18 protein-coding genes are annotated in these 20,706 nt (G+C 44.3%); 11 read left to right on the top strand and 7 right to left on the bottom strand.

Annotated features, from left to right (window positions below):
* Window positions 1–194: 194 nt before the first annotated feature.
* The 6 genes from AAEY72_RS03675 to AAEY72_RS03650 all read left to right on the top strand — a co-directional run bounded on the left by AAEY72_RS03675 (window position 195) and on the right by AAEY72_RS03650 (window position 7,329).
* A complete protein-coding gene (locus AAEY72_RS03675; RefSeq protein ID WP_010201627.1) occupies window positions 195–917 on the top strand; it encodes a response regulator transcription factor in 723 nt (240 codons plus the stop codon).
* Window positions 918–1,028: 111 nt separating this feature from the next.
* Window positions 1,029–3,236 (top strand): HAMP domain-containing sensor histidine kinase, encoded by a 2,208-nt coding sequence (locus tag AAEY72_RS03670; RefSeq protein ID WP_352309484.1) that lies wholly within the window; start codon window positions 1,029–1,031, stop codon window positions 3,234–3,236.
* Window positions 3,237–3,517: 281 nt separating this feature from the next.
* Window positions 3,518–4,288, top strand: coding sequence for a methionine ABC transporter ATP-binding protein (locus AAEY72_RS03665; RefSeq protein WP_352309483.1), 771 nt, complete (start codon window positions 3,518–3,520; stop codon window positions 4,286–4,288).
* A 19-nt stretch (window positions 4,289–4,307) separates the two neighbouring features.
* Window positions 4,308–4,994, top strand: coding sequence for a methionine ABC transporter permease (locus AAEY72_RS03660; protein ID WP_189585604.1), 687 nt, complete (start codon window positions 4,308–4,310; stop codon window positions 4,992–4,994).
* Between the two features lie 169 nt (window positions 4,995–5,163).
* Entirely contained in the window at window positions 5,164–6,123 is a 960-nt protein-coding gene (locus AAEY72_RS03655; RefSeq protein ID WP_194619456.1) for a MetQ/NlpA family ABC transporter substrate-binding protein, read from the top strand.
* 357 nt (window positions 6,124–6,480) lie between these two features.
* Window positions 6,481–7,329 carry an aldo/keto reductase gene (locus AAEY72_RS03650; RefSeq protein ID WP_352309482.1) on the top strand — a complete coding sequence of 283 codons (849 nt, stop codon included), beginning with the start codon at window positions 6,481–6,483 and terminating at the stop codon, window positions 7,327–7,329.
* Between the two features lie 272 nt (window positions 7,330–7,601).
* Here AAEY72_RS03650 and ccmE read toward each other — a convergent pair whose 3' ends face one another.
* The 5 genes from ccmE to ccmA all read right to left on the bottom strand — a co-directional run bounded on the left by ccmE (window position 7,602) and on the right by ccmA (window position 11,041).
* Entirely contained in the window at window positions 7,602–8,102 is a 501-nt protein-coding gene (gene ccmE, locus AAEY72_RS03645; protein ID WP_189585613.1) for a cytochrome c maturation protein CcmE, read from the bottom strand.
* 242 nt (window positions 8,103–8,344) lie between these two features.
* The gene (gene ccmD, locus AAEY72_RS03640; protein ID WP_189585616.1) at window positions 8,345–8,566 is read right to left on the bottom strand and encodes a heme exporter protein CcmD; all 222 of its coding nucleotides are present in this window, start codon (window positions 8,564–8,566) and stop codon (window positions 8,345–8,347) included.
* A 44-nt stretch (window positions 8,567–8,610) separates the two neighbouring features.
* Window positions 8,611–9,399, bottom strand: coding sequence for a heme ABC transporter permease CcmC (gene ccmC / locus AAEY72_RS03635; protein WP_352309481.1), 789 nt, complete (start codon window positions 9,397–9,399; stop codon window positions 8,611–8,613).
* A gap of 218 nt (window positions 9,400–9,617) precedes the next feature.
* The gene (locus AAEY72_RS03630; protein ID WP_352309480.1) at window positions 9,618–10,355 is read right to left on the bottom strand and encodes a heme exporter protein CcmB; all 738 of its coding nucleotides are present in this window, start codon (window positions 10,353–10,355) and stop codon (window positions 9,618–9,620) included.
* Window positions 10,356–10,411: 56 nt separating this feature from the next.
* The gene (gene ccmA, locus AAEY72_RS03625; RefSeq protein ID WP_352309479.1) at window positions 10,412–11,041 is read right to left on the bottom strand and encodes a heme ABC exporter ATP-binding protein CcmA; all 630 of its coding nucleotides are present in this window, start codon (window positions 11,039–11,041) and stop codon (window positions 10,412–10,414) included.
* Window positions 11,042–11,159: 118 nt separating this feature from the next.
* Between ccmA and AAEY72_RS03620 the strand changes: the two genes are divergently transcribed.
* The 3 genes from AAEY72_RS03620 (at window position 11,160) to AAEY72_RS03610 (ending at window position 14,145) form a co-directional block, all read left to right on the top strand.
* Window positions 11,160–12,212, top strand: coding sequence for a hypothetical protein (locus AAEY72_RS03620; protein ID WP_352309478.1), 1,053 nt, complete (start codon window positions 11,160–11,162; stop codon window positions 12,210–12,212).
* 64 nt (window positions 12,213–12,276) lie between these two features.
* Window positions 12,277–13,110, top strand: a complete 834-nt coding sequence (locus AAEY72_RS03615) for a YbjN domain-containing protein (protein ID WP_352309477.1) — start codon at window positions 12,277–12,279, stop codon at window positions 13,108–13,110.
* A gap of 117 nt (window positions 13,111–13,227) precedes the next feature.
* Complete coding sequence (locus AAEY72_RS03610) at window positions 13,228–14,145, top strand: histone deacetylase family protein (RefSeq protein ID WP_352309476.1); 918 nt, start codon at window positions 13,228–13,230, stop codon at window positions 14,143–14,145.
* 48 nt (window positions 14,146–14,193) lie between these two features.
* Here AAEY72_RS03610 and AAEY72_RS03605 read toward each other — a convergent pair whose 3' ends face one another.
* Window positions 14,194–14,976: a TSUP family transporter gene (locus tag AAEY72_RS03605; RefSeq protein WP_352309475.1), complete on the bottom strand. Its 783-nt coding sequence runs from the start codon at window positions 14,974–14,976 to the stop codon at window positions 14,194–14,196.
* A gap of 40 nt (window positions 14,977–15,016) precedes the next feature.
* Entirely contained in the window at window positions 15,017–16,402 is a 1,386-nt protein-coding gene (gene coaBC / locus AAEY72_RS03600) for a bifunctional phosphopantothenoylcysteine decarboxylase/phosphopantothenate--cysteine ligase CoaBC (protein ID WP_352309474.1), read from the bottom strand.
* A 128-nt stretch (window positions 16,403–16,530) separates the two neighbouring features.
* Here coaBC and radC point away from each other — a divergent pair, with 128 nt between their 5' ends.
* Both radC and AAEY72_RS03590 read left to right on the top strand, forming a co-directional pair.
* Window positions 16,531–17,214 (top strand): RadC family protein, encoded by a 684-nt coding sequence (gene radC, locus AAEY72_RS03595; protein ID WP_352309473.1) that lies wholly within the window; start codon window positions 16,531–16,533, stop codon window positions 17,212–17,214.
* Between the two features lie 539 nt (window positions 17,215–17,753).
* Entirely contained in the window at window positions 17,754–20,651 is a 2,898-nt protein-coding gene (locus AAEY72_RS03590) for an acyl-CoA dehydrogenase (protein ID WP_352309472.1), read from the top strand.
* Window positions 20,652–20,706: the final 55 nt, after the last annotated feature.

The raw sequence follows: 20,706 nt of genomic DNA, 5'->3' as shown, positions 1-20,706 counted from the left end.
ACTTTGTCTTATATTGACTGAAAGCTTAATCATGTTTCTTTAACCCTATCTTAACGGTCAATGTCTTATGATTAAGGGCAATAACGATTTAGAAGCACTTAGATTTAGGATAATATAGATATCGAGGCGCGCTAGAATTTTAATAAAAAGCGATTTCTTGACAAACCATAACAACAACAACTAGAGGACAAGCTATGAGTAAGCAGATTTTGTTAATTGAAGATGATCCAGATTTAGCAGAACTAATCAGCGACTATCTGACCATGAATTACTATGATGTGCATCATGCAGGACTTGGTCAAGAAGGTCTAGAGTTGCTAGACACCAAAGAGCGCGGTATTGACTTGGTGGTCCTTGATTTGATGCTACCTGATATGGATGGCATGCAGGTTTGCCAAAAGATACGCGGTAACAAAAACAATATGACCAATAAAGTGCCGATCATCATGCTAACGGCAAAAGGCGATACTACCGATCGCGTATTGGGTCTTGAGATGGGCGCTGATGACTATATCTCTAAACCATTCGAGCCACGTGAACTATTGGCACGGATACGAGCGGTCATTCGTCGTCACGAGCAGCCAAATCAAGCAGACAGTCAATCGGACAGTTTGACCTTTGGCCGTCTCAGTGTGTTCCCTGATAGCCACGAAGTAACGATCGATGAGCTGCCTGTGCGTTTGACGACGCATCAGTTTCAATTGCTGCACTACTTTGCCACCCATTCTGGTAAGGTACTGAATCGTGAGCAATTGTGGCAAGCCATGCCAAATGATGACAGTTCAGACAATATTGATCGTGCTATCGATGTTCATATCTCACGCTTACGTGCCTTGATCGAAGACAATCCACGCCAACCAAAGCGTATTATTACTGTACGCGGTGTTGGTTATCAGTTTGCTACCGATCAGGTTTAATCTTAAATGGCTCGATGGACGATTAATCGAGCCTGTCACCATAGTTTGGATTAAATCAGACGAATGGCGTGATATGAATTGATACGAGCATCTGACAATAGAGATGGTTTAATGCAGCAACTGGGTTTTCGCTCCGTATTTGCCAAGTTATTTGCCAGCGTGATGCTGGCACTTACCTTATTTGCAGTAGCCATGGTGCTATTGACACAGCTGGTGCATGACAAAGATGCGGGTATCCGCTCAGAAGTATTGGCTACACAGATTTTGGGTCAAATTGATCCTTTTTTGCATGAGCTGAATATCTCCATTAGTAAGGACAACCGTTTACAGTCACGCTTTATGCTGGCTGTAGTCAAAAAAAGCTTTGATATCTTTGATGAATCCTTACAAGCAAAGATGGGGTTATACGACAACGAAGGTCGTTTGCTTATGCAAACTGACAATAGTGACTTGCCGTTAGTGCTACCACCGACTCCCTCTTTATTTTCACAAGTTTTTCCATCCCTTTCAGACACCTCCCCTACCAAGCAGGCTCAAGTATATAGCAGCACTGGTTATACATTGCTGTACGAATCACGCTTGCCGCCAAAAAAACCCGTGCTGTCCGCTGCCTTAAATTTATTTACTGGTACCCTATTGCTGCTATTAATTATGGCAGGCGTTCTATGGTTGATTGCTCGCACTATGACGTGGCGTATCAATCAGATGAGCCAGCAAATGACCCAATTGGGTGATGGTGATTTCACGGTAAGAGTCAATGCACGTGGTAACGATGAAATTGCTTCGTTAGCACGCGGTTTTAACCAAGCAGCACAAAAAATTGAGCACCTTATTAATGCCAACAATCTGCTATTGGCGCATGCCTCTCACGAGCTGCGTACGCCGATTACCCGTATCCGCTTACAAATCGAGATGATGGATATGCTGGCAAATGCGATGCCAACAGATACCAAAGCAAAATTTGATAAACGTGCGCAAGCGATCAACCGAGATTTGTCGGGGCTTAATGATTTGGTTGAAAGTATCTTATTGGTGAGTCGCTTAGATGCTGGTCATGTCATGCAGCAAGTCGAGCATTTGGATTTGTATGACTTAGTGAATCAAGAGCGTCAGCATTACTCTGAAGCCACTTTGATAGGTGAGCATATCGTCATTGATGGCCAGGCACCGATGCTGACCCATCTCATTCGCAACCTCTTAACCAATGCCATGCTACATGGTAAGCCACCGGTTACCATCTTGATCTATGGCATTCAGACTGTTGATGAAGCCGACACCATTCCAGATTATTTGATGCAAACAGTGGTTTGTAGTAGCTTTGCTGATTATAACAGCTCAGATTTTGACCATTATGATGAATCACATGCCTCTGATAACTTAGCGCAGCAAACATCGGCACAACTTGACGACGTTTCTAATGGGTCTCCTACAACCAATATTGACAAAGACAAAGCAGAAAAAGTAGCAGCGCTAATCACACTACCAGCACCACCGATTTATCGAAATGGTGAAAGCATTGTGTTTGATAATAACGATGCTGATGATGACAGTTCAAATGTGGATTTAACTGACGTCATCACTGACAACACTAAAATAACTGACATGACTGGGCTAGAAACTGGCACCTCAGCAACAGACGCTAATAATTGTGCCGATGTTGAAGAAAATGCTACTGGAAATCCTATAATCAATGACAATGCGGTCAACGTTAATTCAGAATCGTCCCTAATCGCCAACTACCAGAGCTTTACCACGGAATTGACTGAGAAAATCAAAAAAGTCATGTGGAAAGCCGTTCCTGACAGTAAAAAATCTGTAGAAATCAGTAGCAATAACGAAGCAATTATTAATAACCAAGTGACCAGTAAATCCACTGATGCGCTATTAAATGATAATATTCAATCTCGGAAAACCAATAAATTAACGACCGATGAAACTGTTAGCAAAGATGAGGCTAAAGGCAATGCTCAAAGTGAGAACGAGACGCCGACCACAGCGCGTAAAGAAAATTTATTCACTAAGCACATGAAAAAAGCCAAAGCCGACCCAATACGCCCGCTACCAAAATATGTGGTGCTGGCGGTCATTGATGAAGGCGAAGGTATTCCTGAAGACAAACGCGAAGAAGTCTTTAGCCCATTCGTGCGCTTGCAGCAAAAAAACAAAGGCTCAGGTTTGGGCTTATCCTTGGTATCGCAAATCGTCACTGCTCACCAAGGGCGTATCGTGACTGATACTATCAATGGTCACACCAGATTTTTGGTCGTTATACCCGTAAAGCAAGATCCACATTATAACTATCACGACAATAACCACTAGCACGATAATCATCACTAGCAACTGGCAGAACCTCCTTTACCCTGCTGGTCATTACCTCCTTCTCATACAGCAACTTAAATTTTCCAGATAGCTTATAACTAATAACCATTAGTCATAAGCCGTTCACGGATGTGCATATCCAAAACATTACATAATATGCTATATTACCGCCCCTTATTGCATTGTTAATGGTAGCGACCATCCACTTTGACGCTGTCATTAGTAAGTTGCAGCCTAATTATTCTATAACCATCATAAACCTATTAAATTTTGAGCCCTCCATGAGTGACATGATTGTCTTAAACGATGTGACCAAAAGTTTTTTAAGCGACCGATCAATCAAAGATAAAGACGGTAAGCCGCATTGGTTTACTGCTGTCGAACCGACTTCATTGTCTGTTCAGCAAGGTGAAATTTTTGGTTTGATGGGCTACTCAGGCGCAGGGAAATCCACCCTTTTGCGTTTGATTAACTTACTTGAACGTCCAGATTCTGGTCAAGTAGTGATAGACGGTACTGATTTGACCACCTTGTCTGCCAGCGATTTACGTATTGCCCGTCACAATATTGGTATGATTTTTCAGCAATTTAATCTGATGTCCAATCGCACAGTGTTTGATAATGTGGCTTTTAACTTGACGGTTTCTGGTTATCCCAGTCGCGATGTTCACAAACGAGTGATGGAATGTCTTGAAATTGTTGATTTGATCGATCGTGCTGGCCACTACCCTGCGCAGCTGTCAGGTGGACAAAAGCAGCGTGTTGGTATTGCCCGCGCAATTGCGCCCAGCCCAAAAGTACTGTTGGCCGATGAGCCAACCAGTGCACTTGACCCTGCAACGACGCGCAGCTTACTGACTTGTCTACGCGATATCAACGAACAGCTTGGCGTCACCATTGTCATTGTAACTCATGAGATGAGCGTCATTCGTAGGCTCTGTCATCGTGCAGCACTACTACACCAAGGACAATTACTTGAAGTGGCAGATATTCGTGATGGTCTTATTCAGGCCACTACTCCGATTGGCAAAGGCTTAGTGCACGAAGACTAATGAGGCAGGAGAAACACATATGTTAACTGGTACTGAATTATCTGCTTCAATCGATAAACTGTTGGTGCTGCGCAAAGAAATTATAAGTGCCTTTATCGATACCTTTGTTATGCTTGGTATTTCTACAACAGTCGCCATTGTCATTGGCGGACTGTTTGGCATATTCTTATTTTTGTCCAGTGATCGACAGTTTTTGCAAAACAAAACCCTCTACGGGGTACTTGGCGGCATCACCAACTTTATGCGCGCTTTCCCGTTTGTGATTTTGATGATTGCCATGAGCCCATTTACTAAAGCCATCGTCGGCACAGGTATTGGACCCATCGCCGCATCGCTAGTACTCGCGATTGCAGGTTCGTTCTACTTTGCCCGTTTGGTGGAGCAAAACTTACGTGAAGTACCACGCGGTATTATTGAAGCAACCGAGTCTATGGGTGCACGACCTTTTACTATCATAAAAGTTTTACTAAACGAAGCGCGCTCAGGATTGGTGCTATCAGTGACCATCCTCTGTATCAGTCTACTATCTTATTCAGCGGCGGCTGGTATGATCGGTGGTGGCGGTTTGGGTGATTTGGCCATTCGTTATGGTTATTATCGCTATCAAACTGAAGTGATGATTTTTATTGTGATTGTATTATCGATCATGGTTATCTCAATCCAAGCCTCTGGCAATTGGCTCGCCAATCGTTTAGATAAACGTTAAACCGCTTTAGAGAATACTTGACATCACGAGCGACTAGGTTTATTTTTGGCCATACTCAACCCTTATCTCAGCGCCTATACCAAAAAGCAGCATTACTATTTATAATGTTGCTTTTTTAATTTTCAGACGATGAACGTTTTACTCAATCCCATTCATTAAAGGACATATTATGAAATTAACAGATATCAGCCGTCAGTTAGCGACCGCATTTGCCGCTGTTGGTGTATCAGGCTTGGTCTTGGTCGGTTGCAGCAATTCATCAGCACCAGAAGCGATCAAAGAGCCAGTTACCGAAGGGTCAACTGCAGAAACTGCCGCTAGCGATATCGATCCTGATCATACCAAAATCATTATCGGTACCACTGAAGGCGACTTTGCTGATATGGTTCGTAACCAAGTAAAAAGCACGCTTGAAACACAAGGTTATGAAGTTGAGCTGATTGCCTTTACCGACTATGTGCGCCCGAACCTTGCACTGGCTGAAGGTGATTTGGATATCAATATTTTCCAGCATAAACCTTACCTTGATACCTTCAAAAAAGAAAACAACCTTGACCTAGTTGAAGTGTTCCAAGTACCAACAGCACCACTTGGCATCTATTCAGGTAAAAAAACCAGCCTTGATGCTGCATTTAAAGGCATGAGTGTTTCTGCGCCAAACGATCCAAGTAACTTTGCTCGTGCTTTGGTCATGATGAATGATCTTGGCTGGATTAAGCTAAAAGATGACATCGATCCATTGACTGCGTCAAAGGCTGATATCGCTGATAACAGCAAATACGACATCGAGATCATTGAACTAGAAGCTGCCCAACTACCACGCGCACGTGATGAAGTTGACTTTGCAGTTATCAACGGTAACTATGCTACTGACGCTGGTATCAAACTGACTGAAGCCTTGTTCCAAGAGCCTAGCTTTGCTTACGTCAACTGGTCAGCGATTAAATCAGCAGATACTGGTAAAAAATGGGTTGAAGACGTAACCAATGCTTATAATTCTGAAGCTTTCAAAAAGTATGCTCATGATACTTTCCCTGGTTATAAGTACCCAAAAATCTGGGGCGCTGATCACGGTGCAAACACGGATACCGCGACAGAATCTGCACCAGTAGAAGCTGCTGCTCAATAATTTTTAGGTCAAAAAATACCTGAACATATAGGTATTATGCTAATGACGAACGCCCATTGCTGAATAGTAATGGGCGTTTTTTATGGCCTCAATTTTGTGATTATTACTCTTTTAAACCTGCCTCTAGTGGTTACCAGTTACTAAAAATGACGTTACAGCCTGTTTGCCCTTTGTAGGAAAGCGTCACCTACTCTATCGTACTGTCCTCATTTTCCTTATAGTAAGTGCAGTTGAATCGGTTCTGGCTTTCTATATGATCATTTTCAGAAATAGAGTCTGAGCCTATGAACCGAATGCTAATGAACTGAATAAAGTCATCAACTAATAATATGAAAACTTGCACATAAGGATAATAATATGAGTTCAAAAAATTATAATATTCGTACTGCTGGACAAGCAAACATTCCGGTATTAGGTCTTGGTACTTGGCAGTCAACCGGTCAAGATTGTATTGATGTCGTCAGCCAAGGTCTTAAGATGGGCTATGAGCATATCGATACCGCCCAAGCTTATGGTAATGAGAAAGAAGTTGGCGAAGGTATTAAGCAATCAGGTATCGCTCGTGACAAATTCTTTTTGACGACAAAGATTTTCCCTGATGATATGAAGTTCGAGCCAGAGAAATTGATTGCAGCCGCTAAACGCTCTTTAGAAGATTTGGGTACAGATTATGTCGATCTATTGCTCTTGCATTGGCCCGACGATCGCGTACCATTATCTGAGACGATTCCAGCGTTATGTGAATTACAGAAACAAGGGTTGACGCGTCATATCGGGGTCTCCAACTTTAATATTGCTAATATTATTGAAGCTAAGAAATATGCGGATGTACCAATCGTGGTCAACCAAGTTGAGTTTCACCCTTTTATTAAGCAAAATACCTTACAGGCTTTTTTAAACAATCACCATATTTTATTGGAAGCTTATTCGCCACTTGCACGCGGTGATGTGTTCGATAATGAGGTTATTAAAGAAATCGCTGATAAGCATAACGTCACGCCAGCACAGATATCGTTGGCTTGGATTCTATCAGATAAGCACCGTGTTGCTATTCCGAAGACGTCTAACCCTGACCATTTGCAAGGTAACTTGGATGCAATGAAGGTGCAGTTGAGTGCAGATGAGTTAGAGAAAATTGGCAAACTTGCCAGTAGCGATGGTCGTAAAATTGAGCATCCTGAATACAGCCCTGTATGGGATGATTAAGGTCTAGATAATGAAGATCTATTAGTACCAAAATTCGTATAAAAAAAGAGCCGCTAATACATTATTAGCGGCTCTTTTTACTATTGGATTGACTAGGGCGTGTCTTCAATTCACTCGATAGTCATCTGAATGGGCTAAAAATGGCTAAATCTTGCCAAGCATCGTCAAATAGCTGGTTAATATCCCGATATTATCTGCACTATTTTTCTTGTTTGACGGCAATTTATCTCATTTTTATCACCATTTTTGAAATGAAGACACGCCCTAGAAAATTACTGCTGTAAAGTGTCCGTCTCATGTACCTTTTCAGCAGGATTGTATTGCTCAGAAGAAGGCACTGCACCGCTACGGTTGTTTTCTTTCATTGATTTGGCCACTTCTGGCGGCATATATTTTTCATCATGCTTAGCCAATACTTCCCCTGCCACAAAGGTATCGCCTTGCATTTTACCCGTGGCGACGACGCCTGAGTTTTCAGCGAATAAATCTGGCAAAATACCTTGATAAGTCACAGGTACGGTCGATTGAAAATCAGTAATGGCAAATTCAACGTTCAATGGATTGTCTTCTGCGCGTCGGACACTACCCGCGACTACCATGCCGCCCGCTCGAATACGCTTATCTTGGGGTGCTTCACCTTGCGCAATGGCTGTGGCATCGAAATAATAGTCGGTTTGTTGTCCAATGGCATAAATCACCAATACGACGGCGATTGCCGCCCCTGCCAACGTAAACATAACCCACATCAGTTTTTTGCGACGAACTGCGTTCATACCACTACCTCATTGATGAGTCGCTGTTTTGTAGGCTATAGACAGCCTATAAAACAGAAAATATTAAAGAAACTACCATTAGAAAAACGTTCTAAAAATGTCTTTCTAATCGTACTCTTCTAATGGCTATATGGTAGCATTTTTCGTATAAATCAATAAGCCCTTAGCAACTGACGAGGTCATATCTTTACAATTAAGAGGTCATAATTTTTTGAGCTAAAGCGATGATATTAAAATATTTTTTACATCGGTTGCTTGGTTTCAGGATTAGGGGTTTTAGCCGTACGCTGTGCTTGCCGTGCTTGCTGAATGGTCAGCTGCTTGATGAGGGCCTGTCGCTGCCTGCGACTATAAATGATAAAAGCCAGCATCACGCCAACGGTAATGGCCCAGCATGACCAAACAAAAACACCATGCTTACCCATGGCGAGAAACTCAGAGACGCTATAAAAGTAAGGCTGCATAATATTTTCCTAGCCGTTATTTGTTTTGGCGACAGTCATTGCAGTCATTTGGCTTGTCCGCGGATATATTCTTTGACCCACGCTTTGCCTTGATCACGATACAAAATCAGCGTGTTGGTACGATAAATCGCTAACGTCGCGACCAATAAATAACTACCAATAATCATCAGTAATAATGGCATCCACATATCCGCTGACATTTTTGGTGCAGCAGTTAAGGTAAAGGTCGAGCCTTGATGCAAGGTGTTCCACCACTGTACCGAATACTTAATAATAGGCAGGTTTACTGCACCAACAATAGACAAAATAGCGGCGGCTTTACCACGATTGGCCGTGTGCTCAAACGCTGCAAATAACGCCATCACGCCAGCATACAAAAACGCCAAAATGAGCATAGAGGTCAAACGTGCATCCCAAACCCAGTACGTACCCCAAGTGGGTTTCGCCCAAATAGAGCCCGTGATTAAGCTAACCACACAGAGCAAAAATCCCAGCGGAGCAAGCGCCTGCGCCACTAGACTAGCCGTCTTGATTTTCCAAACGAGAAAAATGACCCCGAGCACTGCTAAGGCAAAATAGATAGAAATGGCGATACTAGCAGCAGGCACATGGATAAAGATAATGCGGTAGCTATTACCTTGCAGGTAATCAGGCGGCGCAAAAGCGAGACCCCAGACACTACCGATCACAAGACAAATAGTGGCTAATATTGCCAGCCACTTGACCCAAGGCGAAAAAATGCGAAAAAACTGCTTGGTACCCACAGTGGTCAAAAAGCCCTGCCAGATGCGCTGCCACAGGCTAGGAGATGAGACGTTATTCAGGTTGGGCATGGGAATAAACCTATTGGCACAGCGTATTGGTTGTAACCGATATAGCGCATCATGGGCGCGACTATCTGTCAACCTGCCGGCGTTAAACACTGGATAGAATCTACAAGTGATTGTTTGCTTAGTTAGCTGGCTATTATAGCAAAGTTGCCAGTTTTCAACATGCTGTTAATACATTGGGTTTAAATGACTGGGTTTTGATAGTAAAGAAAGTCTACTGTTTAATTGAGCCATGACATTTTTAAGGTCATCGCAATCACCCATGGCATGATTAATACTGAAATAATACTGCCTGCCAATAATAATGCCAGTATCGGTAAACCGTTTAAACCAGTAGCAAATAAATCAACCGCACCTGTGGCAAAAATCAATACCGGCAATTGCATCGGCAAAGCAATCAAAGGCACCAGCACCGCGCCATTCTTTAATGACAGCGTCAAACTACTGGCAACCGCTGATAACATCAATAGCATCGGACTGCCCGTCACAATAGAAGCCATTAATATCCACGCCTCAAACCAGCTAAGCTGAAACAATGGCACGGCAAGCAAACTCAATGCCGCCACAATACCACTACTAAAGATCCAATGGATAACCAAACGAATCAACACCCATAACGGCAGCGACGCTTTTGCGACAACCAATTGCGCCAGCGTACCATTATCAAGGGCAGGCTTAAACAAGCCGTCGACACCCATCACCAGTGACAACAGAGCGGCAATCCACACTGCCGACACGCCAAGGCGCTGCAATAGCGCAGGCTCACTACCAACCGCTAGCGGAAACAAAGTGATAATCACTAAGAACAGCACCAAAGGGTACAACCACTGTACCGCTCCTTGCTGCTTCACGTGCCACTCGCGCCGCCATAACTGCACAAAGCTGATACCGCGCGCAGGTGATACGCTAACGTTTGAGCTTTTATTCGCTACTTGTACTGGATTGTCTGTTTCTATCATTTATTCGCTCTTCCACGGATGCTTGGCACATTTATACTGATGACACGCCCTAGCATTCAAACCATATAACCGGATAAATCGAGCACTTGGTTGGCTACGCCGACTGCCTGATGACTGGTCATTAATATAGCGCCGCCCATGTTGGCAAATTCACGCAATCTGTCTTCCATCCGCGCCACCATATCGACATCAAGGGCAGTAAAAGGCTCATCAAGTAGCCATAACGGTGTCACCTCAGGGGTCAATAAATATAAGCGCGCAAGGGTGATACGGCGAGTTTGTCCAGCAGATAAATGGCTTGAGCTAATCGTCTCAAAGCCTTGCAGTCCGACCCAAGCTAAGGCGTCATCAATATCAGCAACACTTGGGCTAATGCCGTATAAATTCAGCAAAAAAGTCAGATTTTGCGCGACGGTCAAATTTGGATGTATGCCCAACTGATGCGACACATATAAAGGCTGAACCGGTAAACTGGCTGTTCCTTGATAGTAAACTTGACCTTCCAACACTGGTAATAATCCAGCCAGCTGCATCAGTAGCGTCGTTTTGCCCGTACCATTAGCACCAATCAAGTGACAAATACTGCCCGCAGGTAAATCGAGCGCAACGCCTTCACATAGAGGGATTTCACCGCGCTGAACGGTCAGCTTATCAAGCGTAAGTAAGGCGGTATTCAGAGCTGTCATTCAAACCTCTCATTATTTATCAAGCAGCAGTCAATATTCGTCACCAACAAATATCATGTTCGTGGCATAATACTTTATGCTTACCCCAACCACACAGTATAACAAATTGTCGATAACTATGACCTCAAAACCTATGCAGACTTCAAAAGATAGCCAAAATTTAGATACGCCAGCGCTAACAATAGATAGCTTAGTCGACGCACAAGTTGCCTTTATGCAGCAATGGTTGCGGCAACAAGCAGAACCGCTAAGCATAGAGGCTTGGCAGTGGTTTGCTGCCCAGCCATTGAATAAATATGTCAGCGCCGATGATTTGCAACATCTGATCAACGACTGGCTACTGAACCAACCGATGACGGATGTGATACGTAAAGATATTCGCGATATCTTGCATACGATTATTTATCATCCAGTCAATGACAATGTGCCGTTGTCTGAGCTGGTGGATGACACTCAAGTGCAGACCCTAGCCGATTATGTGGGTAGCCATGAGCAGCAGCGTAATATCTTGATTCATACGCTGGTTGGCAACGAGACTTTTGCAGATTTGCTGACGCAAACGCTCTATCACGCGATCAACGACTTTATGGAAACCACGCTGGATAAAGCAGGCGCTGCGGGCAAACTGATGAAGTTTGGCCGCAGCTCTTTTGAAAAGGCGACCAATAGAAATCTTGATGAAAAATTACAGACATATTTGCATCGTAATATTAAAGATTTAGCACGTCGTGCAGAAGCCAATGCCCAAGAGCACTTATCAAATGACGAAGTCGCTCGGTTGCTAGTAAGCGGTTGGGCAAGAATCAAAGATCAGCCGATCAGCCAACTGCAAAATTATTTAAGTGATGAGCCTGGTAATAGTAGTATCGAACATATCGAAGCCAGCATCCAACAGAGCTATAACCGCCTGCGCATGTCGCCTTATCTGCATAGCCTTGTGTCAGCCAGCATCGATACGTGGTATGGCAACCATCAAGGCGATAGCATGGCAACGGTAGCCGCAAGTTTATATATAGATGAGCAAGCCATGACGCAATTGAGTACCGCTCTATTGCCTGTGGTGCATGATGCCATTGAAAGCGAGTGGTTTACAGCGCATATACGTGAGATGTTGCAATCATTTTATGCACAGCCCGCTATCAAAGAGGGTTTGATGTTTAACAATAAGTAACTGACTGTTTTTTACTTAGTGGTCAGTTTTTAATATCATCCATTTACTTGTCAGCACAATACTTATGAGTCAACGTAACAAACTCAGCTTGTGGCAAAAACTCAAACGGTTACTGACTGCCTCAGCACCGCAGTCTGTTGTCGATGGCGCAAACTCGTCGACGCAGTCATCAGCGGCTGACGATGAAATTGATCTTGATCTGATGCAGGCCGGAATCTCTAGCGCCAACACTCGTAATAGCGATGAGGCAAATACGGCTGACTCTACTGGCAGTTTTTTCGGTCAGTGTGATAATAATGACAGCGAGCGTTCTCAAGCTGAGGCAAAATTAAAAGCATCACAACACGAGCCTAATGACACTTCCATTGTCGACTGCCTAAAACAGTACTTTAATGATAAGCAATGGCACTATACTCACTATCGTCCCCAAACCAGTGGCGATAAAAGCAGTGACAGCCAAACAACGCATCATTTGTCGCTGAGAATGCGTCATAAACAACTGAACTGCGGTTATTTGTTCCGTGTACAAGAAAAAACCAAGCTACTGGCAGTCTATGGAATTTTGCCATTTTTAATACCAGAAAGTCATCAAAGTGCCGCGATGCTACTGATTACTCAGATCAATTATGACATGCTGATTGGTAACCTAGAAATGGATATCAACGATGGCGAGATACGCTATAAGCACGCTGTCGATGTCGAAACCGTCGGTATTAATGACGAAATCATCGAGCATTTACTACAAAGCGTTATTGCAATGACCACTGTGGCGAATGAGCTGTTTAGTGATTTGCTCAATAACCAAGATCCTGCTGAAGACATGCAGACTTTATTAATAGAGCTGCGTCAACAATCAGATTCTAAAACCTTTTTTTTGCCAACGCAATTTGTTCAGTAATCAACTGATCACAATAGATATTTGCGGTTTTTACAATTTCTCACCAATACCTTACTTTCAAAGCGCTTAAACCTATCTATCCTTAAAACATTCTCAACAAAGACATCCTTTAACGCTATGCTCAAAATTGCTTACTCTGATATTTTTAGATATGCCGTGCCTGAAAAGCACCGTTTTCCCATGCAAAAATACACCATGATTCCTGAGCGGCTATTGGCTGAAGGCACTATCAGTACGGTTAATTTTTTTGCGCCTGCGCGATTAAGCGAAGAAGAGATTTTGACCACTCATACTATGGACTATTGGTATAAGCTTAAAACCCAAACCTTACCGCGCAAGGAAGCACGCCCTATCGGCTTTGAGATGACCGAAGCTTTAGTCGATCGTGGTCGTCATATTGCCCATGCGACTTACGAATGTGCGCTTTATGCTCAGCAATATGGCGTGGCGATGAATGTTGCCGGCGGTACGCACCATGCATTTGCCGATCATGGCGAGGGCTTTTGCGTATTTAATGATGTCTGTATTGCGAGTAATTTATTATTAAATCGTGGACAGGCGCAAAAGATTTTGGTGGTCGATTTGGATGTGCATCAAGGCAACGGCAATGCCAGTATCATGATGAATGAGCCACGGGTTTTTGTGTTTAGCATGCATGGCGCCAAGAACTATCCATTTCGCAAAGAACTATCTGACCTAGATATTGAACTTGCCAATGATACCGGTGATGCTGAGTATTTACAGATATTAGAGGACACGCTACCGCGCTTAATTAGCGACGTTGCACCAGATATGATCTTTTATCAGTCTGCTGTCGATGTACTGGCGACCGATAAGTTGGGAAAACTTGGGCTGACGATAGAAGGTTGTAAGGCGCGTGATGAATATGTGTTACGCCAAGCAAAAGCCGCTAAAATTCCTATCGCTATCGTGATGGGTGGCGGCTATTCAGAAGATATTGAAGATGTGGTTGAAGCGCACTGCAATACGTTTCGTTTGGCACAACAGATATTTTTTGATGAAATAACAGAATAACGCACACATAAAATAGCATCTAAACAGCCAGCTGCCTCGCGAGCTATTTTATAAAAATGCTACAATTCCTTGCCAGCCGACACGCAGCCCAAGCACCGTGAGAATCAATAAAATAAGCTGACGAAATCGTGCTTGTGGTAAATAACGACGTAAGCGGATACCAACTAAAAGCGCGGCAATAGATAAAACACTGAGCAAAGTAATCAGCTGCCATTCACCACTGCTGAGCGCCATGATAGGCTCACGCAATACGATGATTTGAGCGATTTTACCCAAGAAATAGCACATATTACCGACTTTGGCGACGGTGTTTTTATCGTCAGTGGCAGACAATAAATACATCATCAGGATGGTCGACATTGCATTGGTCGCGCCGCCAATGATGCCGGCACTCAGTCCAACGATAATCAGCACAGGCTTGGTAGCAGGTAGCCGGATTTGCTTACCCAGTAGCGCACTGATCACATAAAAGCCAATAACAGCGGCCAATACCAATAAAATATAAGCGCTATCGACCCATAGTAAGAGCTTCGCGCCCAAAATACTACCGAGCAGGCTAGTTAAAGCGAGCAGCCAATAGCGCCTGCCGTAATAGATGAAATTTTGCCAAATAGTGCGGCCACCACCCGCCAGCCAAGTCATTGCATTAAGCAATAGTGACGGGAATATCACCAAGACAATGGCGTGTGGCAATGGATAGATGCTGGCAAGCGCAGTGGTGGTCACCAAGGTCACACCAAGACCGCTAATACCATGCAGCAATGATGCTAGCGCAAAAATCACAATCAGCAATAACGTCTGGATGCTATCGATATCTATCATATTTGCCATCAGTATTTAGTGTCTAATTGCGAAATTAGCGAAAGCCTAACTAGGGCGTGTCTTGTGCATTTTGACGTTGCCAGATAGCTTCACCAATAATACTGGCCAACTGCTCAGCTATCTTATCCTTGCTTGCTTTCTCTAGCGTTACTGCTTCATTCTTATAGCGCTCAGAGAAAAACACTTGCATCGCATTGTCATCACTGGCAAAACCAATATCTGCACGCGAAACATCATTACAAGCAATCAAATCTAGATCTTTAGACACCAGCTTACCGCGAGCATAGCGCTCGACATCTTGCGTTTCTGCCGCAAAGCCAACGACAAACAGCGCTGGATGGGCAAGCGAAATGGTTGCTAAAATATCAGGATTCTTGACCAAGCTCAGCGTCATGGAATCTTGGATTTTTTTGATTTTTTGCGGGGCAGCTTCTTCAGTACGATAATCAGCAACCGCCGCCGTCGCAATAAAGACATCTGCGACTCTCACGCTATCATTGGTAACAATGGCATCAACATCGTGCTCGTCGCCGCAATCACAGTCACCGTGGTGATGAGCATGATGATCTTCGTGTGAGTGTTCGTGTGAATGATCATGCTCATCTTCAGACGTATACTGTAGCGCACTATGCGTACCTTCCACACATTGCTGTGCCGCAATCAGCATCTCTTGCGCGGACAACACATCAATACGGGTGACATTCAGCGGTGTGGGCAGTGCTACTTTACCACCCGCAATCAAAATCACGTCTGCACCAGCGGCCACGCAAGCACGCGCTAGAGCAAAACCCATCTTACCAGTAGAATGATTGGACAAATAACGTACCGGATCAATCGCTTCGACGGTCGGTCCAGCAGTAATCACCACTCTTTTACCGGTCAATAGCTGCGGCGTGGTTTGCATGGCATTAAATAACAGCACCTCAGCCAATAATTGCTCAGGTTCAGGCAAGCGCCCTGCGCCCACATCACCGCAGGCTTGCTCACCGCTAGCAGGCTGAATAATTTGATAATTCATATCACGTAGGGTTTGGACGTTCAGATTCACCGCTGGATGCGCCCACATTTGCTGGTTCATCGCTGGAGCAATAATAACTGGCGCCGTCGTTGCTAGGCACACGGTCGCCAACAGATCATCTGCCATGCCCATTGCCAGACGCGCCAGTGTATTGGCAGACGCTGGCGCAATGATAATCATGTCCGCCCATTTGGCCAATTCAATATGTCCCATCCCCGCTTCTGCTTGCTCATCTAACAATGAGGTATGCACCTCATTACCCGTCAAAGCCTGCAGCGTCAGCGGTGTGATAAAGGCCTGTGCGCCTGTGGTCATAATGACACGCACATCGAAGCCTGCCTTGATTAGCAGACGGGCAAAGATGGCAGATTTATAAGCGGCGATACCGCCGGTGATAGCGAGCACAATATTGGACATAAGCGTGGCATCAATAAAAAAGTTGAAAGATAAAATTGCGCTTATAGTAACAATTATGAGATAAGTTGGGTAAGGTTTTGCGCATTTATATCATATATCTAGCATTCATCCCCCATCAAGGAATGACAATGGCGATTAAAGACTGGCATGAAGATGATAGACCTCGAGAAAAACTGTTGAAATTTGGCGCCGCTCACTTAACGGATGCTGAGATATTAGCGATATTTTTACGCACTGGCACCCAGTCGCAGTCGGCAATTGAGCTGGCGCGTCATCTGATCGATGAGTTTGGTAGTCTTGCCGAGCTATTGGCGGCGCCGCCACAGACCGTGCTTGCTTGTCATGGTATCGGCCCTGCCAAGTACGCACAGATATTGGCGTCGCTTGAGATGGGTACGCGTTATTTAGACAGTAAGCTAAAAACAGGTCAAGCACTGGGACGCTCACAAGTCGTCAAGGACTATATCAGCACCCAATTGCGCGGTGAGCACCGTGAAGTCTTTGCCGTCCTTTGCTTAGACAATGCCTTGAACCTATTAAACTTTGAAATACTGTTTACTGGCGGTATCTCGTCCTGTTCCGTCTGTATCAAACACGTACTCCGTCATGCGTTGAGCCATGCTGCCAGTCAACTCATCGTCGCGCACAACCATCCGCATACCGATGCGACCCCTTCAACGGCAGACAATCTATTGACCTACGAGCTAAAGAAAGCCTGCGATTTGATAGACTTGTCCTTGATTGACCACATCATCGTTGGACGCAATCAGACATTATCTTATGCCGAAAGCTGCTTAGCGCCTTTCGGTTAATCGAAAAATATTCGAGTAAAGAGTTATACACCATACTTCAAGCGAGTTAACGCCACAATACTTTGATAATGGACACGCAATTATCTTGAATCAATTATAACGCTGACTTATTGACGGTATATCTAGAATATGATACATATCCTCGACACAGAATAGCACTTTCGCTATTGATAGTTATCGATAACTATTTCATATTAGTAGCTAACTTTCGCTCAGTTATTTATATTTTGATTCATTAGTTTTTGTAGAGCATCAAATGTATGTTTCTAATGGTCAGCAATCCTAGTTTTATCGCATCCTTTTGACTCAAGAATGGTTCTTTGAGTCAGAATGACGTTGTGATAGACGTTTATAAGTTTGTTCACCAATAGATTTTTAATATGATTGCTATAAAAATAATGACATTGTTTATTTTAAAAGGTTTTAGATTCAAAGTTAATTGATTTAAAACCCATTATTTTAAATAAGATGCTTTCTTAATAGAATCTTTTTCTGAGCTTTACCTCATTTTCCAGTTAGGTTTTACCAAGGAGACAGTCATGGCAGTTGGCTTATTTATTTTGGCAGTAATCATACAGTTAGCCACAGTTTTGGCCATCTTTTTGCTGTCTCTATCGCGCGTCACTGGTAGTATCGTCGCCATTATTACCGTGGTCGTGACCGCCATCATCAGTCCATGGTCACTTATTTTGGGCATACCGATATTGCTATTGTGTTTGGTGCTGCTTGTCGCGCCTATCCGTCAGTCACTGATTACCAAGCCTGTCTATAAGATACTCGCTGGCGCAATGCCAAGCATGAGTGATACTGAGCGTGAAGCTCTCGATGCGGGTACGAGCTGGTGGGAAAAAGAGCTATTCATGGGTTCGCCGAACTGGGACACTTTTGCCAATTACCCATATCCAAAACTGTCAGAAGAAGAGCAAAGCTTTATAGACAATGAAGTAGAAGTTCTGTGTGCCATGCTTGATGAATGGAAAATTCAGCACGAAGATAAAGACCTGTCGCCTGAAGCGTGGCAATTTATCAAGAGTAATGGCTTTTTGGGCCTGATTATTCCTAAAGAATTTGGTGGTCTTGAGTTTAGCTCGTATGCCCAAAGTCGGGTAATGAGTAAAATTGCCTCGCGCTCACCCACCGCAGCCGTGACCTGTATGGTGCCAAACTCACTCGGCCCTGGTGAGCTGCTCATGCATTATGGGACGGACGCGCAAAAGCAACGCTGGCTACCCGGTTTAGCAAAAGGCGAAGAAGTGCCATGCTTTGGTCTAACTGGTCCTGAAGCCGGTTCTGATGCTGGCGCTATTCCTGATACAGGTGTGGTGTGTTACGGGACTCACGAAGGCGAGCAAATGCTTGGTCTGCGTATGAACTTTTCTAAGCGCTGGATTACCCTTGCCCCTATCGCTACTGTGGTTGGGTTGGCATTTAAAATGCACGATCCCGAAGGTCTACTCGGTGACCCTAACAAAACCGATTACGGCATTACGTGTGCGTTGGTTCCTGCTAGCCACGAAGGGGTCATCACAGGGCCGCGTCATAACCCAATCGGCTCGCCATTTATGAATGGTACGGTCGATGGCACAGACGTCTTTATCCCGCTAGATTATATCATCGGTGGTGTTGAAAACGCTGGGCGCGGTTGGCGCATGCTGATGGAGTGTCTGGGTGTGGGTCGCGGTATCTCTCTACCAGCATTATCTACTTCAGCAAGTGAGATGACGTATCTGTCGGTTGGTGCGTTTGCCAAAGTTCGTGAGCAGTTCAAGATATCAGTAGGTAAATTTGAAGGTGTACAAGACGCAACCAGTCGTATGGCAAGTAATACTTATATGTTAGAAGCGTTCCGTCATTTGGTCACTTGCGGACTCAACCAAGGTGGCACGCCATCGGTTATGACGGCAATGGCAAAATACTATGCGACAGAAACTATGCGTAGCGTTGTCAACGATGGTATGGACGTCGTGGGCGGACGCGCTGTACAAATGGGGCCTCGTAACTTTTTGGCGACGCCATACCAAGCGATTCCCGTTTCTATCACTGTTGAAGGTGCCAACATCTTAACGCGTTCTTTGATGATTTTTGGTCAAGGGGCGATGCGTTGTCATCCGTATTTATTTGACGAATTACAACTCTTGCAAAGTGAAGACAAAGAATCTGCGACCAAAGAGTTCGATACGTTATTCTTCAAACATTTGGGTTATACCTTTAACCGCGGGGCAAAAGCCTTTATCGCTGGTTATATCGGTGGCAGTAGCGATGCGCCAAGCTTTGCCGATGACTTTACCCGCCCTTATTACAAACATATCAACCGTCTAAGTGCTAGCTTTGCCTTGACAGCTGACATGGCTTTAGGATTGTTAGCTGGTGACTTGAAGCGCAAAGAGATGCTCTCTGGTCGTTTGGCAGATATTCATGGTCACTTGTTCATTGCGACCGCTATTTTGCAGTTTTATGAGCATGGCAGCAAATCAGAAGCTGAACGCTTACATGCCGAGGTCGCGCTACAAAACAGCCTCTATACCATTCAAGAAGCCTTTGTTTCTTTCTTTGCCAACTTCCCAAATCGTATGGCGGCGGGTGTCGTGAGCTTCGTGACTTTCCCAAGTGGTGGTATCTTTACTCCAGCGAGCGATGAGTTGAAAACCAAACTGGGCGATGTCTTTATGGATGACCATAAAGCCAACCCATTCCGTGATTATCTCAAGACCATGGTCTATTATAATACCTTGCCTGATGATGTCAGCGGTCGCATGGAGCATGCGTATCAAACCTTACTTGACATTGAACCCTTGTGGCAGAAATTCAAAAAAGCAGAGCATAAGGACAGCTTTGAAGGCTTAACCTTCGAAGATCATGTGGTCTATGCCAGCCAAAATGGTGATATCACTGAAGAAGAAGCTGAAAAACTGATTCAATATAATGGGCTACGGTTTGATTCATTATTAACAGATGTGTTCGATGGACATCTATTGAAAGCGCAAGAGCGTGAAAACCCACATACCCTAGAGAACGCCGTGCACAAGCTGACTGATTATGCGCAGTTAAAAAATGAGGCCCAAGCAAAAAATGGCACAGCGCCTAGTAACACGATGGTAGCCACAGATCCTCAAGATCAAACGGGTGATGCCAACCCTGATCATGGCTATGAGAGCGATGGCGATGTAAAAATGGTGGATGAGCAAAGTACCGTCGAAGAGGTACGCGGGCAAACGCATTTTGAGGCATCTGATCCAGAAGCAGAAGCACTTGACCCTCGTTATCGTGATGCCGAATCAACCCTTAACCAGCGTATGAGCTATAATCATGGTCTGAATAAAACAGACTTTGAAGTATCTAACGATTCAGAGTCTACTTCAACCAATACTCAACCTGAGGTAGTCAAGGACAGCAAATGGCAAGATGGCCTCCGTCGCGATGAAAGCGACAAGGTCTAAAGGTGTAAGGTTTAAAGGTACAGGCAATCACTGACAGGCGTCTATTTATGATAGA

Source organism: Psychrobacter sp. W2-37-MNA-CIBAN-0211, assembly GCF_040309405.1.
Taxonomy (GTDB): Bacteria; Pseudomonadota; Gammaproteobacteria; order Pseudomonadales; family Moraxellaceae; genus Psychrobacter; species Psychrobacter glaciei.
Note: the sequence above shows the minus strand (reverse complement) of the source record. Positions and strands in the feature narration are given on the sequence as shown.

Excerpts from the sequence above, each read along its gene's own strand:
- ccmC (WP_352309481.1), bottom strand. The coding sequence starts at position 9,399 with ATGCCCAACCTGAATAACGTCTCATCTCCTAGCCTGTGGCAGCGCATC.
- AAEY72_RS03650 (WP_352309482.1), top strand. The coding sequence starts at position 6,481 with ATGAGTTCAAAAAATTATAATATTCGTACTGCTGGACAAGCAAACATT.
- AAEY72_RS03675 (WP_010201627.1), top strand. The coding sequence starts at position 195 with ATGAGTAAGCAGATTTTGTTAATTGAAGATGATCCAGATTTAGCAGAA.
- radC (WP_352309473.1), top strand. The coding sequence starts at position 16,531 with ATGGCGATTAAAGACTGGCATGAAGATGATAGACCTCGAGAAAAACTG.
- AAEY72_RS03610 (WP_352309476.1), top strand. The coding sequence starts at position 13,228 with ATGCTCAAAATTGCTTACTCTGATATTTTTAGATATGCCGTGCCTGAA.
- AAEY72_RS03620 (WP_352309478.1), top strand. The coding sequence starts at position 11,160 with ATGACCTCAAAACCTATGCAGACTTCAAAAGATAGCCAAAATTTAGAT.
- coaBC (WP_352309474.1), bottom strand. The coding sequence starts at position 16,402 with ATGTCCAATATTGTGCTCGCTATCACCGGCGGTATCGCCGCTTATAAA.
- AAEY72_RS03655 (WP_194619456.1), top strand. The coding sequence starts at position 5,164 with ATGAAATTAACAGATATCAGCCGTCAGTTAGCGACCGCATTTGCCGCT.
- AAEY72_RS03670 (WP_352309484.1), top strand. The coding sequence starts at position 1,029 with ATGCAGCAACTGGGTTTTCGCTCCGTATTTGCCAAGTTATTTGCCAGC.
- AAEY72_RS03665 (WP_352309483.1), top strand. The coding sequence starts at position 3,518 with ATGAGTGACATGATTGTCTTAAACGATGTGACCAAAAGTTTTTTAAGC.
- ccmE (WP_189585613.1), bottom strand. The coding sequence starts at position 8,102 with ATGAACGCAGTTCGTCGCAAAAAACTGATGTGGGTTATGTTTACGTTG.
- AAEY72_RS03630 (WP_352309480.1), bottom strand. The coding sequence starts at position 10,355 with ATGATAGAAACAGACAATCCAGTACAAGTAGCGAATAAAAGCTCAAAC.
- AAEY72_RS03660 (WP_189585604.1), top strand. The coding sequence starts at position 4,308 with ATGTTAACTGGTACTGAATTATCTGCTTCAATCGATAAACTGTTGGTG.
- AAEY72_RS03605 (WP_352309475.1), bottom strand. The coding sequence starts at position 14,976 with ATGGCAAATATGATAGATATCGATAGCATCCAGACGTTATTGCTGATT.
- ccmD (WP_189585616.1), bottom strand. The coding sequence starts at position 8,566 with ATGCAGCCTTACTTTTATAGCGTCTCTGAGTTTCTCGCCATGGGTAAG.
- ccmA (WP_352309479.1), bottom strand. The coding sequence starts at position 11,041 with ATGACAGCTCTGAATACCGCCTTACTTACGCTTGATAAGCTGACCGTT.
- AAEY72_RS03615 (WP_352309477.1), top strand. The coding sequence starts at position 12,277 with ATGAGTCAACGTAACAAACTCAGCTTGTGGCAAAAACTCAAACGGTTA.
- AAEY72_RS03590 (WP_352309472.1), top strand. The coding sequence starts at position 17,754 with ATGGCAGTTGGCTTATTTATTTTGGCAGTAATCATACAGTTAGCCACA.